Source organism: Fictibacillus sp. B-59209, from assembly GCF_036216745.1.
GTDB classification, from domain to species: Bacteria; Bacillota; Bacilli; order Bacillales; family Fictibacillaceae; genus Fictibacillus_C; species Fictibacillus_C marinisediminis.
Map to the genome: position 1 here is coordinate 284,271 of NZ_JARMMC010000005.1, position 16,339 is coordinate 300,609.

Sequence of the window (16,339 nt, forward strand, 5' to 3'; positions counted from 1 at the left end):
GAATAAGCGTCATAATTGAAAGTTTTTTAACTCGTTTAGTGTGGAGAACTAACTTTATTAAATGATTTTTAGTTTTTATTTTCAACTTTTTTGTTTTATGTTCAAAAAACTAATTTTTTGTTCAAAAAATCAAATTTATGTTCAAAAACGGAACTTTTATTTTCAATCTGTTAAAGCGCGACACATTTCGACTGTTTTTGACTTGTTTATTTTTGAAAAGGTGCCAGGCACCGCTTTTTGACATATGTCAAAAGCCGGTTGCCTGGCACCTTTTCAATTAAATCTGGAGGTTTATGCTCAAAGGTTTTCATGAATACAGGAAGCTTGAAGATTGCTGCTGGAGCGATTTTTAGATTGAGATTCGGACTGATTTCTTGCACAATCATCAAACGGTTTTCCTGTGGTGCTTTTTTCATGTAACCCCTCCTAAATTTTATAAAAAGTAAGGAACGAGATAAACGTTGAGTAAAAACACGGAAAAGATTCCTGAGCTGATCCCGAGGATCATACCGGCGAGCACGTCGGTTGGGTAATGAAGGCCTAGATACATACGCGAGATGCCAACAGACAACCCGAGCGGAAGCAGTAAGGTAAGCAATCCTGGATGGATGAAAGCGAGCGGGATGATGACCGAAAAGATCGCGGTCGTATGTCCTGAAGGGAAAGAATGGTCTTTCAGCGGATTACTGAAGGTCTTGGTACCCGCGATCATCAGATAAGGGCGTTTCCGTGGATAGCATTTCTTTGAGATTGCAACAGGAATATGGCTGAGAATAAGAGACAGGATTCCTGCAGCAGCAAATTTCTTCAGATCGGCAGGAATGGTAAGCAGGAGAAGCAGTGTAGTTAGAATGGTGCACGTTGCTCCGCCAATGTGTGTGATCACATTGAAATACTTATCCAGCAAACGGTGCTGCAGTCTGCCGTTCACCCATTTAAATACATCACATTCCTTTTCATAGATCCAGCCGGTTACTCTTGCCATGGAAGTCCTCCTTGCTTTATAACGATTTCCTTTTCAGATTACAAGAGGTTTATTGCCGCTGTTTAAAGGCAGTGTGAAGAAATTGTAAATAAATGAAAAAACCGCCTGGATGAATTCAAGCGGTTTGCAGCTTCCGGTATAAATGAGGTTAAAAGAAAACCTTCTGATCACGCTCTTCTTTTAGAATTTCAACAGCTTCACGGAACCGCATGGAGTGGATGATCTCCCTTTCCCTCAAAAATCTCAGCCCGTCATTGAGATCAGGATCATCCGACATGTCGATCAGCCATTGATACGTAGCACGTGCTTTTTCCTCTGCTGCAATGTCTTCGTACAGGTCAGCGATCGGATCTCCTTTGGCTTGAATATAAGCTGTAGTAAATGGCACACCGTCTGCATTATGATAAAAGAGCGCGCTGTCATGATTGGCATAGTGGGTATCGAGCCCGGCATCCTTCATCTGCTGGGGAGTGGCATCCTTTGTCAATTTATAGATCATCGTGGCAATCATCTCAAGATGGGCAAACTCCTCTGTTCCTATGTCGGTGAGCAAGCCGATGACCTTGTCAGGGATCGTATACCGCTGATTCAAATACCGTAATGCAGCAGCAAGCTCACCGTCTGCCCCGCCATATTGTTCAACCAAAAACTTCGCCAGCTTCGGATTGCATGTGCTGACTTTAACAGGATATTGCAGCTTTTTTTCATAAATCCACATAGTTGCCCTCCCATGGTTTTACTTTTATACCTGCCACGGCCAAGGTCCTTTGTTCCAATCCCAGGGAGCACCTGAATAACTGTTTCCGTATTGCTGCATCGGCCCATATTTTGACTCAATGGCTTTCTTCAATTTTTTTCGTTCCTGGGCGAAATGATTGAACTGATGGATGCTGGCTGTGTCATTTGGATGGGTATCTAAATACAGGGTTAATTCAACAAGTACAAAATCAACCGCCTGTAATTCCTCGAGGAGCTGATAATACTCAGCTGGAAGGCCTGTTTCCATTCCTGATCAACTCCTTCTTTCATAAGGATTTTCATAGTAATCATAAAATACCGGCCAAAGCGTTCCTTTTTTTAATGCTTCCTGTGGTGAGAACTGCGGCAGGTTATAGGGCTGGAATGTCATATATAAGTGAGGAGGAGTAGAATAATACTTTCTTCCGATCGGCTGGCATGGATCGAAATTGCTATGGAAAGGAACATAGGATTTTACATGTTTCAAAGGATTTCACCTCCGACAATCGTACTCTTACTAAATTATTTTCTAACGGTGGCAATTATGTGGATTTTATCAGGATAAAGCCTACAATTTAAATAAGAAAACATCTTATGGTATGATTTATCAAGAACAGAAAAGTGAAGAACGGAAAATAAAGAGGAAAGAAAGGGGAAGCCATGTACGAAGGAGTCCATCATGTATCACTAGTAGTTACTGATTTGAAAAAAGCACTTTATTTTTATGAGGGAATCTTGGGTTTTTCGGCGAGCAAAGAGCGGCCTCAGTTCGGCTTTCCAGGTGTTTGGTACGATTTTGGGGCAACACAGCTTCATTTGATCGCAAACGCAAAAGGGAAGGCTTTGAGAGGAACGGATGAATTGGATAGCAGGGATGGCCATTTTGCCATCCGTGTTACAGATATTCCGAGACTGTTAAAAAAGCTGGACCACCATCAAATACCTTATTTAAATAAGCCGGATAATAAAACACCGTGGCATCAGGTTTATGTCAGTGATCCAGATGGAAATTTAATAGAATTTAACGGAGAGCGTCAGTCTGTTTCTGAAAGTGATTTATAATATTGCCCTTTTTCTTGGTATTCGCGGCGGATCCTGTCCATGTCGGCAATATCTTCTGCGTTCAGTTCCCGTATCACTTTGGCAGGACGGCCGAATGCAAGGGTGTTCGGCGGAATCTTTTTGCCCGGAGGTACGAGGCTGCCGGCTCCGATAAACGCTCCTTCACCGATTTCAGCGCCATCAAGTACAAGAGATCCCATGCCGATCAGTGCGTTTTTTCGAATGATGCTGCTATGTAAGATCACGCTGTGCCCAACGGTTACTCCGTCTTCCAGAATAAGAGGCCGATTAGGGCTCTGGTGAAGAACAGAATTATCCTGAACATTGACGCTATTGCCGATAATGGTAGGAGAAACATCTCCGCGTATCGACGTGTTAAACCAAATAGAGCTGTATTCACCGATCGTAACATCGCCGGTAATGGTTACATAATCTGCAATATAGGCAGTCTCTGCGATAACCGGGTGTTTGCCATTGTAAGGGTAGATCAAAATATCACATCCTATTTCGTATAAAATAATAAAAACAAGGCGTTTCATCTTTTCTTGATCCAGCTTCAACACCTAGAGACTCGATCACTTCAGTCTTTGTCAGAAAACAAAAAGCGTTTTATGCCAAAGCCCTCCAGTGTTTTTCGTCTCTAAACAGGCGTTTCAGCTTTTCTTGATCCAGCTTCAGCGGCTAAAAGCTTGGTCGTTTCGCTCTTTCACAAAATACAAAAAGCGTATTTGTGTTCAAGAGCTCCAACAGCCTTCGCTTTTGACCAAGCCGCCTCAGCTTTTCAACTTATTCTATCAAATGAAAGATTAATTGAAAATTATTTCGAGAAGGGGATGGGGTTATGTGGAAGTGGGAAACTAAGGAGGAAGCTAAGGGTGTCGTCATTATGGTTCATGGCGCTGGAGAATACCATGGGCGCTATGAATGGGTCATTCAGCAATTTAATCTGGGTGGCTTTCACGTCCTTATGGGAGATCTTCCGGGACAGGGAACGACGACTCGCCGCAGGGGGCACATCGACTCGTTTGATGAATACATCACGGCCATCGAGACGTGGATTGGTGAAGCTGCTCACTACTACCTGCCCGTATTTCTCTTCGGACACAGCATGGGCGGGCTTGCTTCGATCCGTGCGGTTACGGAAAGATCCTTTAATATCAAGGGCATCATTCTTTCTTCTCCATGTCTTGGACTTGCGAGCCAGCCGTCAAAGGGAATTGACACCTTATCAAGAGTATTGAATAAAGTGGCGCCATCTGTTAAATTTGCTGCAAACATTGAGCCCGTAAATAAAACAAGGAATGAGCAGGTATTGCTCAGAGATTCAACGGACACCCTTCTTGTAGACCGTGTATCTGTCAGATGGTACCGGGAGCTTGTGAATGCAATGAAGATGGCCCATACACATACCGGCCGGTTTCCAAACATTCCGCTGCTCGTCATTCAGGCAGGAGATGACCGGATCGTCGACAAACTGGCTGTCCGTGACTGGTTTAACCGGATAGAACTGCACGACAAAATGTACAAAGAATACCCCGGACTGTATCATGAAGTACTGAATGAACCGGAAAGGGATGACGTGTTTAAATTTATTAAATCCTATTTGAATCTGCATTTTTGATTTTTGATAATTGCTAGGGGTGGGAATTGAATGAGTGTACCGAATCAACCATGGGCATTAATGTATCGCATCTATCGCAATGTTCTGCCCGATGTTTCTCTCTTTCTTGAACAATGGCGTGAAAAAGCAGAATTGATTCCGAACGATGAACTTAGAAAACAAGCGTTGATGAGCATTGATACGAAGGAATTTCATTGCCAGGGAGGAGCGATTCTGGCCCTCCTGGCCGGAGATCAAAGAAAAAGAGTGATCGAATTTGTAGTGGCTTATCAGACGATCAGCGACTATCTGGATAATCTTTGTGACAGAAGCACATCGCTGGACCCGCTGGATTTTGAGGCTCTTCACGAATCCATGATCCATGCGCTTACACCGGGTGCAGACCGCAAAAATTATTATCGCATGAGGGATGATCAGAATGACGGGGATTATTTATGGAGACTTGTTCAAACCTGTCAGAACATTCTTAGTGAAATACCGCATTACGATTCAATCTCGGATTCATTGCTTGATTTGGCTCACTATTATTGTGATCTGCAAATACATAAGCACGTGATCATTGAAGAAAGAGTTCCGCGGCTGCAGGCTTGGTTCAGCAGCCATAAAGATTCTATCCCAGCGATGAGCTGGTATGAGTTTTCAGCTTGTACAGGTTCAACGCTCGGTATTTTTTGCCTCGTTTCGTATGCATCACAGCAAAACCTTACGAAGGAACAAGTGAAAGTCATTAAGAACGGCTACTTTCCGTGGGTGCAAGGCCTTCATATACTGCTCGACTATTTTGTGGATCAGGAAGAAGATAAAGAGGGCGGCGACCTTAATTTTTGCTCATATTATGAAAATGGCAATCAGCTTCTTGAGCGGTTTGGTCATTTCGTCCAGCAAGCGGATAACAGCATTGACCGCCTGCCAGACCGCAAGTTTCATAAATTGATCAACCGTGGTCTATTAGGCATCTATCTGGCTGACCAAAAAGTCGACCGCCATCCGGGAATTAAAAAGACGGCAGGGAAAATCATGAGAATGGGCGGAAGCTATACTCTCTTTTTCTATATGAACCGAAGACTAATGCAAAGATTAAGACCTTCCATCTAAAAAAGGAGCGGAAACTGCTGCGGCAGCTTCCACTCCTTTTTATCTTTTCTCAATGGCGACAATATAGGGAGGATCGTTCTTTTGGTTGATGAATCCGTACTGCAGGACATGAGCCATTTGCTGATCGAGGCCTTGAGCATATTCCATGACTGCGTCTTTTTCCACTTTTCCTTCCGGGTGTCCGTGGTAGATCACCAATACAGCAAGGCCTCCCGGCGCCAGCAGGTCAAAAAGCTGATTTATGGCTTCGATGGTGGATTCACTCTGAGTTACAATTTCTTTATCTCCGCCAGGCAAATAGCCGAGATTAAAAACAGCACAGGCAATTTTCCCGTGAAACGAATCTGGGATATATGATTTCATATGATGATGTCCGGTGTTAAAAAGCGTTACATTATCTTCGGCCTCATGCTCCAGCAGACGTTTTCTAGTGTTTTCAATCGCCACTTCTTGTATATCAAAACCAAAAACATTGCCCTCGATACCGACGAGGCGGGAAAGGAATAATGTGTCATGGCCATTCCCGCATGTGGCGTCAATGACAGCACTGCCTTTTACAGCCGCACTTTCCAGCAATGTCCGTGCAAACGGAAGTATACCCTGGATCTTCATAGTGGTTGTACCGTTTCCTTTTTATAAAATTTCCCTTGAAAGCTGTCCCTGCGTTTCATTTCGGATTCAATGGCATTCAGTACTTTCCACTTGTTCATGCTCCACATCGGCCCGATCAGCAGATCAGGCGGTCCGTCACCAGTGAGACGGTGGATCATCATGTCAGGGGGAAGGATTTCGAGCTGGTCGCAAACGAGCCTTACATACGTATCAAAATCTAAAAATTCCAGCATTCCCTGGTCATATTGCTTTACCATCGGCGTTTTTTTCAACAAGTGCAGCAGATGGATCTTTATGCCCTGCACATCGAGCTTGGCGACTTCCTTTGCGGTTTCCATCATCATTTCAGGTGTTTCCAGGGGAAGCCCGTTAATAATGTGGGAGCATACACGAATATTATGCTTACGGAGCTTATTAACGCCATCAACATACGTTTGATAATCGTGTGCACGGTTAATAAGCAGAGCAGTCCGTTCATGGACCGTTTGCAGACCAAGCTCCACCCATAGATAGGTCCGTTCGTTCAGTTCGGCGAGATATTCGACTACATCATCAGGGAGACAATCCGGGCGGGTCGCGATCGCAAGGCCAACTACACCTTCCTGTTCCAAGACCGTCTCAAACATTTCGCGAAGTTTTTCAACTGGTGCGTACGTGTTGGAGAAGGCTTGAAAATACCCAAGATATTTCCCCTTTTTCCATTTACGGTGCATGCGTTCTTTGACGGTGTTGAACTGGGTGATCAAGTCATCCCGACGGTCTCCGGCAAAATCGCCGGACCCGCTCTGAGAACAGAACGTACAGCCGCCATAAGCAGCTTTCCCGTCACGGTTCGGGCAGTCAAACCCGCCATCCAGCGGAATCTTAATAATCTTCTCATTAAAATGGCTCCGCAGATGCTGATTCCATGTATAAAAACGTTTATCGCCATAATGGGCGGGAATAATCGATTGAGACATTGTGTCACTCCTTAGTTAGAAAAGCTGAAGCGCCCGTTTAGCTCCGAAAAGCGGTGGAACTCCTGAATAGCAACACGCTCTTTGTGTTGCATTGAGGGATGAAGTGCTCGAGGAGCTGGGCGCTGAAGCTGGATCAGAAAAGCTGAAGCGCCCGTTTAGCTCCGAAAAGCGGTGGAACTCCTGAATAGCAACACGCTCTTTGTGTTGCATTGAGGGAGTGAAGTGCTCGAGGAGCTGGGCGCTGAAGCTGGATCAGAAAAGCTGAAAGGGCCGTTTTGAGCTGAAATCCCGCATTCGGGCGCCATGCAAAAAAACACCGCCCAGCCGCCAACCTGCCAGACACTCAAACACCAATACCGGGCTACCCAAGCCCCTTCTTACACACTACAAGCCATTTTAGCACGGGGGGAGCAAATCTCCAACAGGAAGAAAAAGAGCTGTTTATGGGAAAAGGCGTGTCTGCGGATTGTCACCGGGCATAAAAAGCTCTACAATACTTAGGGGTATTTCTTTCTTGTTAGGGGGGCTTTGATTGCCTAGACCGCTTTGGCTGCTGGTGATTGGAATGGTCCTGAATGTAACGGGAGCATCGTTTTTGTGGCCGGTGAATACCATTTATATCCATGAGCATCTAGACAGGTCATTGACTGTCGCCGGCATCGTGCTCATGTGTAACTCAGGAGCGGGGGTTCTTGGGAATCTTGCCGGGGGTTTGGTGTTTGACCGCCTTGGGGGATACAGAGCCATACTCACTGGTGTATCTGTCACATTGGCAGCCCTTATTATGCTTGTTTTTTATCATGGTTTTATGTTCTACGCTTCTCTGCTGGCTGTTATCGGTTTTGGCATGGGTATTACTTTTCCATCGATGTACGCGATGGCGGGGACCGTTTGGAAAGAAGGAGGAAGAAAAGCGTTTAACGCCATCTATGTCGCTCAGAACGTCGGTGTTGCTGCCGGTGCGGCATGTGGTGGGTTTGTTGCTTCCTATTCCTTTCGATGGTCTTTTATTGGTAACGCATTGCTTTGTGCGCTGTTTTTCCTGCTCGTTCTGTTTGGGTATAAAGGAATCAGCAATAAAGCTTCCGAAATTTCACCAGAAACGATTTTAACGCAGGATTCTAAGATTAAGAACAAAACCATCTTTACCGGGCTCCTGATTTTGTGCGGCGGTTACTTGCTGGCCTGGATCAGCTATGTGCAATGGCAATCGACCATCGCCGTTTTCACGCAGGAAGCAGGTATCAGCCTGAAGCTGTACAGCTTGCTTTGGACGGTCAACGGAGCATTGATCGTATTGCTGCAGCCCGTGCTGGCCTACATATTAAAACACTGGATTACTTCAACGAAAACTCAAATTCTCGTAGGCTATCTTATTTTTATCGTTTCATTTGTAACGGTCAGCCGTGCCGAAGCATTTTCAGGTTTTATGGGAGCCATGGTTATTTTGACGATAGGTGAAATGTTCGTCTGGCCGGGTGTGCCGTCCATCGCCAATGATCTGGCTCCGGCAGGAAGGGTAGGTTTTTATCAGGGAATCGTCAACAGTACGGCGACGGCGGGGCGGATGATCGGCCCGTCTTTTGGCGGCATTCTTGCTGATGTTTGGGGAATGAAGACTGTTTTCGGGGTAATTTTTGTTTTGTTTATGATCAGTATTGTGCTTACTCAAATCTATGACCGGAAGATTGCTGTTGGAGGTCTTTCACAGAAAAAGACAGGTTAGATAGGAGAGCTGAATGGAAAACTTCTTGGCTTTTAACTTACAAGAGATGCCTTTTGTCATTATTTCATTGGTTATTGCGTTTACGGTTCATGAATTTGCTCATGCTTATGCAGCGTATCTGTGCGGTGATTCTACGGCTAAAGACCAGGGGCGCTTGACGCTCTCACCTGTTGCCCACCTTGATCCGATCGGTACGATCCTTTTATTGATCGCCGGTTTCGGCTGGGCCCGGCCAGTGCCTGTGGACCGCAGGAATTTTAAACGTCCTCATTTATATAGCATTCTCGTATCGATCGCCGGACCTCTGAGCAATATTTTAATTGCAATAATAGGAGTTATCATCTTTTATGCCCTCTTTTCAACCGGTGTAGTGGACAGTGTGCCGGAAAAGGGAGTCGACTTTATCGACAAGATGATCAATATGCTCGTTTATTTGAATGTTCTGCTGTTTGTGTTTAATTTATTGCCGATCCCGCCTTTGGATGGCTACCGTGTACTGGAAGATTTGGCACCTAACCGAATCAGGGCCAAGATGATTCAATATGAACATATTGGTGTGATCATTTTTTTGATCCTCATCATTACGCCGCTGGACAGATATACCATCTATCCGATTTTTAATACGATCGTTCCTTATGTGGCGAACTTGGTGGACAGCTTGATCCGGCCATTCTTTGAATCTGGTATATAACTAGGAAAAAAGGGCTAAGCTGAGTAGCAAACAGACTTGACATTTTACGTTTGAATTCATACAATACAAGTTAAATATGGTAAATTACGATGATAAGGATCAGTAAAAAAGCAGAGGGATCTAGAGAGTTGACGGACGGTGCAAGTCAACCCTGAACCTTTTTGAACTCACCTTGTAGTTGCAAAAGTGAAAAGAAAGCTTTAGCTTTTGCCGTACACCCGCGTTAAGGGACCAATGAGCGAGCGTGTTCTTTTGCGCTAATGTGGGTGGTACCGCGGCAGGTTATGATGACATAAACACAACCTTTCGTCCCTGAATGATTTAGGGGCGGAAGGTTTTTTATTTTGCCTTTAATTTGCTAAAGGATGAATGTGAGTGACAGGGAGGAAGAGAAAATATGCATTACGATCACAAAAAGATTGAGCCGAAATGGCAGCAGTACTGGGAAAAGAATAAAACGTTCAAAACGGAAGAGGAATACTCCAAGAAGAAATTTTATGCACTGGATATGTTTCCTTACCCGTCTGGAGCCGGTCTTCACGTAGGACATCCGGAAGGTTACACAGCAACGGACATCCTCTCCCGAATGAAACGCATGCAGGATTATAACGTGCTTCACCCAATGGGATGGGATGCGTTCGGTCTTCCGGCTGAGCAATATGCACTTGATACCGGTAATGACCCTGCCGAGTTTACTGAAAAGAACATCAATACATTCCGTCGCCAGATCAAAGAGTTAGGCTTTTCATATGACTGGGACCGTGAAGTAAACACAACTGATCCGGAATACTACAAATGGACACAGTGGATTTTCATCCAGCTGTATAAAAAAGGATTGGCCTATGTTGATGAAGTGCCTGTTAACTGGTGTGAGGCGCTTGGCACAGTACTTGCGAATGAAGAAGTCATCGACGGCAAGAGCGAGCGGGGCGGCCATCCCGTCGTCCGTAAGCCGATGAGACAGTGGATGCTGAAAATTACGGCTTATGCGGACCGTTTGCTTGAAGACTTGGAAGAGCTTGATTGGCCTGAAAGCTTGAAAGAGATGCAAAGAAACTGGATCGGCCGTTCAGAAGGTGCGGAAGTTCATTTTGGAATTGACGGACATGACAAACAGGTAACGGTGTTTACGACTCGTCCGGATACGCTATTTGGGGCGACATACCTTGTCCTTGCTCCTGAGCACTCTTATGTGAATGAGATTACAACAGAAGAGCAGAGTGAAGCAGTAGAACAATATAAAAATGATGTCGCAACCAAATCTGATCTTGAGCGTACAGAGCTTGCCAAAGAAAAAACCGGTGTGTTCACAGGCGCATATGCCTTTAATCCGGTAAACGGCAAGAAGGTGCCAATCTGGATCGCTGATTATGTACTTGCAACCTATGGTACAGGTGCGATCATGGCCGTTCCTGGGCATGATGAGCGTGACCATGAATTTGCTGTGAAATTTGACCTTCCGATTATCGAAGTCGTAGAAGGCGGAGACGTACAGACAGCTGCCTACGCAGGCGACGGCAAACATGTTAATTCAGATTTCTTGAACGGTCTTGAAAAAGAAGAAGCCATTGAGAAAATGAACAGCTGGCTTGTAGAGAATAACAAGGGTGAAAAGAAAATCACGTACCGTTTGCGTGACTGGCTGTTCTCCCGCCAGCGTTATTGGGGAGAACCAATCCCAATCATCCTTTGGGAAGATGGAACAATGACACACGTCCCAGAAGAAGAGCTTCCGCTGCGCTTGCCAATCGTCAAAGAGATCAAGCCGTCCGGCACAGGTGAATCTCCTTTAGCTAACGTAGAAGACTGGGTGAATGTCGTTGATCCGGAAACCGGCAAAAAAGGACGCCGTGAAACGAATACCATGCCGCAATGGGCAGGAAGCTGCTGGTACTATCTAAGGTACATCGATCCTAAAAACAGTGAAGCTTTAGCAGATCCAGAGAAAATCAAGCACTGGCTGCCGGTGGACATCTATATCGGCGGTGCAGAGCATGCGGTACTTCACTTGCTGTACGCGCGATTCTGGCATAAGGTTCTTTACGATCTAGGCGTAGTTTCCACAAAAGAGCCGTTTCAGCGGTTGTTCAACCAGGGAATGATTCTTGGTGAGAACAATGAAAAAATGAGTAAATCCAAAGGAAATGTGGTTAACCCGGATGAAATCGTAGCTTCCCACGGAGCAGATACTCTGCGTATGTATGAAATGTTCATGGGACCGCTAGATGCATCCATCGCATGGAGTACGACCGGCTTGGACGGATCCCGCAGATTCCTTGACCGTGTATGGCGTCTGCTTGTTGCGGATAATGGAGAGCTTAACCCGTCCATTCAAGATCAGCATGGTACAGATTCCTTTGAACGTGTATATCATCAAACGGTGAAAAAGATCACCGAAGATTTTGAGGGGCTTCGCTTTAACACAGGAATCTCTCAATTGATGGTATTCGTTAACGAAGCCAATAAGCAAAACGTTCTTCCAAAGTATGCTGCTGAAGGGTTTGTGAAGCTGCTTTCCCCGATCGCTCCGCATATAGCTGAGGAGTTATGGGAAAAACTAGGGCACAGCGGGTCTATCGCATACGAATCATGGCCGGTGTGGGACGAAGCGAAACTAGTGGAAAAAGAAGTGGAAATCGTTGTACAGATCAACGGTAAAGTAAAAGCTAAGCTTAGCGTACCGGCTGATATAACGAGAGAAGACATGGAGCAGGCAGCGATGGATAGCGATGCGGTTCAAAGCAGCATCGAAGGCAAAACGGTCCGTAAAGTGATTGCTGTTCCTGGCAAGCTCGTAAACATCGTAGCCAATTAATAAAGACTTTGACAGAGGTGAATGGAATGGAAGATCAAATCAATACGATCACTCCCGAAGAAGTGAAAAGCAAGCTAAAAAAGGGTGAAACAATTTCTCTCATCGATGTTCGTGAGGATGAAGAAGTCGCTGAAGGAAAAATTGCCGAGGCGAAGCACATCAAAATGATGGAAGTTCCAAATCGTTTAGACGAGATCAACAAAGACGAGGAGCATATCCTCATCTGCCGCTCAGGAAAAAGAAGCGAGAATGTAGCTCACTTTTTACAGGAAAACGGTTATAAAGTGAAGAACATGGTCGGCGGCATGAGGGCCTATGGCAAGGATTCAGAATAACTATAGTTAAGACATAAAAGAACCGGCTGCTATTGAGCAGCCGGTTCTTTTCATGCGGTTTCGTTTTTTTTACATAAATTACCTCTATTTTTTCTTCAATAAACTTAACGAATGAGCCGATATAAGAATATAACGACTCTGGGGGATAGAATGCATAAACAAAACCTACTCTATTTTTTCATACTTCTATTCGCAGCCCGCATGTTTATTGAACAAACTGGCTATTTGCAAAACGATCTGGCTGACCTTTTATTTGATGCAGTGTTTGCTCTTATTCTCATATTTATGTATTTCCGGGTTTCTAAAAAACATAAGCAGAACAGCGCTTTTCTTGAAAAAGAAATTGAAGAGCACAAGTCCACGATGGATGAGCTTAGAAAAAGCCGGGAAAGGCTTCAGGATATTTTTGATACGATTGATGTTGCCATCTGGTCACATAATCTTAAACAAAACAAACTGATGATCACCCCGGGAATTGAAAAACTTTATGGATACAGCTTGGATACGTTCATTCAAGATGTTGAACTTTGGAAGAAAGTCATTCATCCCGAAGATTATCCAATCATTGAAAAGAGAGCGAAGAAGATAGCGCGTGGAGAAACGGTGACCAGCGAGTACCGTATTACGCGGCCAAACGGAGAAATACGATGGATTCAGGACCGTGGGATACCAATTCTTGACGAATCTGGTGAACTGGTTGACTTCAGTTCAATCCTTTATGATATCACCAATCGAAAACAGGCAGAGAGCACGATTGACCACATGGCTTATCATGATGATTTGACTGGATTGCCGAACAGGCACAGGTTTCAGGAAGTGCTGGAACAGAAAATGTTTGAAGCAGATATCAGCAAAAGCAGGATCGCTGTGATGTTTGTTGATTTAGACCGTTTCAAAATAATAAATGATACGCTCGGCCACCGCTTTGGTGACTTATTGCTTCAGCAGGTTTCCTTTCAGCTAAAAAATCTTGTCCGCCCTACGGACCACGTGTTTCGCCGAGGCGGAGATGAATTTATTCTATTGATTGAAAATACGGACGAAGCGGAAGTGAAACAGCTTTCTTTGCGTATTTTGAATCAGTTTAAAAAGCCCATCCTGATCAGAGGTCATGAGATTTTCAGTACGCTTAGCCTTGGTATCTCCTTTTACCCGGGACATGGACTTGATGTGGACGAACTTATCAAAAATGCTGACACTGCCATGTACGATGCAAAAGAAAAAGGCAGGGATAATTATCAATTTTTCAATGCTGCTCTTAACGAATCAATGAGGGTGAAGATGCATCTGGAGAATGGCCTTCGCAAAGCCGTTCATCGCCAAGAGTTTACCCTTTGTTACCAGCCCTTAATTTACCTGCCGACGGGGCGGATCATTGGTACAGAGGCGTTAATCCGCTGGGAACATCCGGAATTCGGCAACATCCCGCCATCTGATTTTATCCCGGTGGCTGAAGATACAGGGCTGATCATTCCCATTGGTGATTGGGTGATAGAAGAAGCATGCCGGCAAAATAAAGTTTGGCAGAACGAAGGGCATGAAAAACTGGGCATCGCTGTGAATATTTCGGTGAAACAGCTGGAGGATCCGGGATTTCCTGACAGGATAAAAAAGATTCTTGCTTCTTTTGACATGGACCCTTCTTTTCTTGAACTGGAGATCACAGAAGGGATGATGCAAGACTTTGATTCTTCCATTCCTAATATCAAAAGACTGAAAGATCTAGGCTTAAAAATATCCATCGATGATTTTGGAACCGGTTATTCCTCATTAAGCTACTTAAAGGTGCTTCCGATCGACACTTTGAAAATCGATAAATCATTTTTGGATGATAGCCTCGAAAGCTTTCGGGGGCAAGCACTTGTCAAAACGATTATTGATATGGGAATCAACTTACAGTTTAATGTGATTGCAGAAGGTATAGAAGATCGGATGCAGGTGGAATTTCTGCTTTCTCAAGGCTGTTTGATCGGGCAAGGGTATTTTTTCAGCGAGCCGTTATCTCCGACAGAATGCGAAGAATTCTTCCAGAAACATTTATCACCAAGGTGAAAATAAGATAAATTTCATTTTTCCTTGTCGACAAAACGGGGTTCACTCTTCAAAACTAGTGGAGTTTTTACAAAGGATTCGACTTAAGTGATAGGGAAAACATACCCAGGAGGTGCTGGAGTATGCTGAAAATAAAGTTGTTTGATGAAGAACATGAAGCTGATCTGGAAGAAGCGGTTAACGGCTTTTTGGAGAACCTCCATGAATCGAACATCAAAGATATCAAGTATCAGGTTTCGATCAGTGACAGTTTAAGGGAGGAAGAGGAACCTACCATATACTCCTACTCTATAATGGTTATTTATATTGAATAAAAAAAGGGAACTCCCTCAGCATGAGCTGAGGAGTTCCCTTTTCTTAATGTGTTGCAGCATTCGTACCTGCCAAATGTCCGGTAACGAAGGCAACGGTTATGTTATAGCCGCCGGTATAGCCATGCAGATCTAAAACTTCTCCGCAGAAATAAAGTCCTTCTTTCTTCTTTGAGGCCATGCTCTTTGGTTCAATTTCCTTGATGGAAACACCGCCGCCTGTTACGAACGCTTTCTCGATGGAAAGTGTGCCGTTCACTTCAAATGAAAACCGTTTAAGCATTGAGACGAACTGGCGCAGGCTTTGTTTGTTAAGGTGTTCACTCGTCACATCAAGCGATATGTTCGCTTTCTCCAATAAGAACAGCAAATATCGTTCTGGCAGAAAGCCTTTCAGAACATTTTTTATCGCTTTTTTCGGATCTTCTTTTAAGAGGCTATTTACGGATTGAAACAGTTCTTCTTCTTTTTGATCCGGAAAAGAATCAATGGACATCGTTATCGATTTGGTTTCAAACTTCTTCAGTGCTTTTACAACATACTGGCTTGATCGCAGGGCAGCAGGTCCGGAAATTCCGAAATGTGTGAAGATCATGTCCCCTCTATGAGATTTAATCAGCTTTCCCTTCGGATTCCAAACGGAAAGCTCTGCCTGGCGGAGAGAAATACCCTGCAGTGTTTTGGATTTAACAAAAGGTTCGGAAGAGGTGATCGGAACTTCTGTAGGATACAGTTCTGTAATGGTGTGCCCTGCTTTTTTTGCCCAGGCATAGCCGTCTCCTGTTGACCCGGTATGAGGGACCGATTTTCCTCCGACTGCAATAATGACAGCATTCGCAGGAATGACGGTACCGTTTTTTAGAACAACTTCTTTTACATGATCGTCTGTGTAATTGACGGTTTCTACTGGGGTGTTTGTCCAGATTTTTACGTTCAGTGATTCAATTTTCTTTAAAAGGGCAGCCACAACATCGCCGGCCTTGTTGCTGACAGGGAACATCCTCCCGTTGTCTTCTTCTTTCAGAGCGATACCAAGCCCTTCAAAAAAAGAGATAATGTCTTCATTGTTAAAGATTGAAAACGCACTGTATAAAAAACGCCCATTGCCGGGGATATGTTTAATAATTTCATCAATCGGGAGCCGATTCGTTACATTGCACCGGCCTCCTCCTGAAATAGCAAGCTTTCTGCCAAGCTTGTCTCCTTTATCAATGAGCAGCACACGGCTGCCCTTTGATGCTGCAGCGACCGAGGCCATCAAACCGGAAGGGCCTCCTCCAATAACCACTACATCATATTTCATGTATGCACCTGCTTCCTTTTATTACAACCAAAAA

At 44.5% G+C, this 16,339-nt stretch carries 18 protein-coding genes and 1 other annotated feature; of the genes, 9 read left to right on the plus strand and 9 right to left on the minus strand.

Annotation, left to right across the window (positions count from 1 at the left end):
• Positions 1-206 precede the first annotated feature (206 nt).
• The 5 genes from P4361_RS03860 to P4361_RS03880 form a co-directional block, all read right to left on the minus strand.
• Positions 207-416, minus strand: a complete 210-nt coding sequence (locus P4361_RS03860; protein ID WP_328088356.1) for a hypothetical protein — start codon at positions 414-416, stop codon at positions 207-209.
• A gap of 17 nt (positions 417-433) precedes the next feature.
• Positions 434-985: a phosphatase PAP2 family protein gene (locus P4361_RS03865; RefSeq protein WP_328088357.1), complete on the minus strand. Its 552-nt coding sequence runs from the start codon at positions 983-985 to the stop codon at positions 434-436.
• A 148-nt stretch (positions 986-1,133) separates the two neighbouring features.
• The gene (locus P4361_RS03870) at positions 1,134-1,703 is read right to left on the minus strand and encodes a manganese catalase family protein (protein WP_062233638.1); all 570 of its coding nucleotides are present in this window, start codon (positions 1,701-1,703) and stop codon (positions 1,134-1,136) included.
• Positions 1,704-1,727: 24 nt separating this feature from the next.
• Positions 1,728-1,991 carry a spore coat protein CotJB gene (locus P4361_RS03875; RefSeq protein WP_062233641.1) on the minus strand — a complete coding sequence of 88 codons (264 nt, stop codon included), beginning with the start codon at positions 1,989-1,991 and terminating at the stop codon, positions 1,728-1,730.
• A 6-nt stretch (positions 1,992-1,997) separates the two neighbouring features.
• Positions 1,998-2,210: a spore coat associated protein CotJA gene (locus tag P4361_RS03880; RefSeq protein WP_256226337.1), complete on the minus strand. Its 213-nt coding sequence runs from the start codon at positions 2,208-2,210 to the stop codon at positions 1,998-2,000.
• A gap of 173 nt (positions 2,211-2,383) precedes the next feature.
• Here P4361_RS03880 and P4361_RS03885 point away from each other — a divergent pair, with 173 nt between their 5' ends.
• Positions 2,384-2,785: a VOC family protein gene (locus P4361_RS03885; RefSeq protein WP_053357491.1), complete on the plus strand. Its 402-nt coding sequence runs from the start codon at positions 2,384-2,386 to the stop codon at positions 2,783-2,785.
• Here P4361_RS03885 and P4361_RS03890 read toward each other — a convergent pair.
• Positions 2,758-3,276 carry a gamma carbonic anhydrase family protein gene (locus tag P4361_RS03890; protein WP_053357492.1) on the minus strand — a complete coding sequence of 173 codons (519 nt, stop codon included), beginning with the start codon at positions 3,274-3,276 and terminating at the stop codon, positions 2,758-2,760. The genes P4361_RS03885 and P4361_RS03890 overlap by 28 nt on opposite strands.
• Positions 3,277-3,626: 350 nt before the next feature.
• On the opposite strand from P4361_RS03890, the gene P4361_RS03895 reads away from it, so the two are divergent.
• Both P4361_RS03895 and P4361_RS03900 read left to right on the plus strand, forming a co-directional pair.
• On the plus strand, positions 3,627-4,406 hold the full coding sequence (locus tag P4361_RS03895; RefSeq protein WP_328088358.1) for an alpha/beta hydrolase: 780 nt from the start codon (positions 3,627-3,629) through the stop codon (positions 4,404-4,406).
• 30 nt (positions 4,407-4,436) lie between these two features.
• Positions 4,437-5,501 (plus strand): tetraprenyl-beta-curcumene synthase family protein, encoded by a 1,065-nt coding sequence (locus P4361_RS03900; protein WP_328088359.1) that lies wholly within the window; start codon positions 4,437-4,439, stop codon positions 5,499-5,501.
• 39 nt (positions 5,502-5,540) lie between these two features.
• Here the strand turns inward: P4361_RS03900 and P4361_RS03905 are convergent, their stop codons facing one another.
• Positions 5,541-6,113, minus strand: coding sequence for a class I SAM-dependent methyltransferase (locus P4361_RS03905; protein ID WP_328088360.1), 573 nt, complete (start codon positions 6,111-6,113; stop codon positions 5,541-5,543).
• On the minus strand, positions 6,110-7,072 hold the full coding sequence (locus P4361_RS03910; protein ID WP_328088361.1) for a TIGR01212 family radical SAM protein: 963 nt from the start codon (positions 7,070-7,072) through the stop codon (positions 6,110-6,112). Before P4361_RS03910 ends, P4361_RS03905 begins: the two co-directional genes overlap by 4 nt.
• Positions 7,073-7,604: 532 nt before the next feature.
• Here P4361_RS03910 and P4361_RS03915 point away from each other — a divergent pair.
• The 6 genes from P4361_RS03915 to P4361_RS03940 all read left to right on the plus strand — a co-directional run bounded on the left by P4361_RS03915 (position 7,605) and on the right by P4361_RS03940 (position 15,005).
• Entirely contained in the window at positions 7,605-8,798 is a 1,194-nt protein-coding gene (locus P4361_RS03915; RefSeq protein WP_328088362.1) for an MFS transporter, read from the plus strand.
• 13 nt (positions 8,799-8,811) lie between these two features.
• A complete protein-coding gene (locus P4361_RS03920) occupies positions 8,812-9,489 on the plus strand; it encodes a site-2 protease family protein (RefSeq protein ID WP_062233662.1) in 678 nt (225 codons plus the stop codon).
• A gap of 80 nt (positions 9,490-9,569) precedes the next feature.
• Positions 9,570-9,806: a binding site (T-box leader), on the plus strand.
• Positions 9,807-9,886: 80 nt separating this feature from the next.
• A complete protein-coding gene (gene leuS / locus P4361_RS03925) occupies positions 9,887-12,304 on the plus strand; it encodes a leucine--tRNA ligase (RefSeq protein ID WP_328088363.1) in 2,418 nt (805 codons plus the stop codon).
• Between the two features lie 26 nt (positions 12,305-12,330).
• Positions 12,331-12,639: a rhodanese-like domain-containing protein gene (locus P4361_RS03930; RefSeq protein WP_328088364.1), complete on the plus strand. Its 309-nt coding sequence runs from the start codon at positions 12,331-12,333 to the stop codon at positions 12,637-12,639.
• Between the two features lie 150 nt (positions 12,640-12,789).
• The gene (locus P4361_RS03935; protein WP_328088365.1) at positions 12,790-14,691 is read left to right on the plus strand and encodes a putative bifunctional diguanylate cyclase/phosphodiesterase; all 1,902 of its coding nucleotides are present in this window, start codon (positions 12,790-12,792) and stop codon (positions 14,689-14,691) included.
• A gap of 122 nt (positions 14,692-14,813) precedes the next feature.
• Positions 14,814-15,005, plus strand: coding sequence for a sporulation protein Cse60 (locus tag P4361_RS03940; RefSeq protein ID WP_053357502.1), 192 nt, complete (start codon positions 14,814-14,816; stop codon positions 15,003-15,005).
• 43 nt (positions 15,006-15,048) lie between these two features.
• On the opposite strand, the gene P4361_RS03945 is transcribed toward P4361_RS03940, so the two are convergent.
• The gene (locus P4361_RS03945; RefSeq protein WP_328088366.1) at positions 15,049-16,305 is read right to left on the minus strand and encodes an NAD(P)/FAD-dependent oxidoreductase; all 1,257 of its coding nucleotides are present in this window, start codon (positions 16,303-16,305) and stop codon (positions 15,049-15,051) included.
• Positions 16,306-16,339: the final 34 nt, after the last annotated feature.

Bases quoted from the DNA above. Each gene is read 5' to 3' on its own strand.
- P4361_RS03860 (WP_328088356.1), bottom strand. From the start codon at position 416: ATGAAAAAAGCACCACAGGAAAACCGTTTGATGATTGTGCAAGAAATC.
- P4361_RS03865 (WP_328088357.1), bottom strand. From the start codon at position 985: ATGGCAAGAGTAACCGGCTGGATCTATGAAAAGGAATGTGATGTATTT.
- P4361_RS03870 (WP_062233638.1), bottom strand. From the start codon at position 1,703: ATGTGGATTTATGAAAAAAAGCTGCAATATCCTGTTAAAGTCAGCACA.
- P4361_RS03875 (WP_062233641.1), bottom strand. From the start codon at position 1,991: ATGGAAACAGGCCTTCCAGCTGAGTATTATCAGCTCCTCGAGGAATTA.
- P4361_RS03885 (WP_053357491.1), top strand. From the start codon at position 2,384: ATGTACGAAGGAGTCCATCATGTATCACTAGTAGTTACTGATTTGAAA.
- P4361_RS03895 (WP_328088358.1), top strand. From the start codon at position 3,627: ATGTGGAAGTGGGAAACTAAGGAGGAAGCTAAGGGTGTCGTCATTATG.
- P4361_RS03900 (WP_328088359.1), top strand. From the start codon at position 4,437: ATGAGTGTACCGAATCAACCATGGGCATTAATGTATCGCATCTATCGC.
- P4361_RS03905 (WP_328088360.1), bottom strand. From the start codon at position 6,113: ATGAAGATCCAGGGTATACTTCCGTTTGCACGGACATTGCTGGAAAGT.
- P4361_RS03910 (WP_328088361.1), bottom strand. From the start codon at position 7,072: ATGTCTCAATCGATTATTCCCGCCCATTATGGCGATAAACGTTTTTAT.
- P4361_RS03920 (WP_062233662.1), top strand. From the start codon at position 8,812: ATGGAAAACTTCTTGGCTTTTAACTTACAAGAGATGCCTTTTGTCATT.
- leuS (WP_328088363.1), top strand. From the start codon at position 9,887: ATGCATTACGATCACAAAAAGATTGAGCCGAAATGGCAGCAGTACTGG.
- P4361_RS03930 (WP_328088364.1), top strand. From the start codon at position 12,331: ATGGAAGATCAAATCAATACGATCACTCCCGAAGAAGTGAAAAGCAAG.
- P4361_RS03935 (WP_328088365.1), top strand. From the start codon at position 12,790: ATGCATAAACAAAACCTACTCTATTTTTTCATACTTCTATTCGCAGCC.
- P4361_RS03940 (WP_053357502.1), top strand. From the start codon at position 14,814: ATGCTGAAAATAAAGTTGTTTGATGAAGAACATGAAGCTGATCTGGAA.
- P4361_RS03945 (WP_328088366.1), bottom strand. From the start codon at position 16,305: ATGAAATATGATGTAGTGGTTATTGGAGGAGGCCCTTCCGGTTTGATG.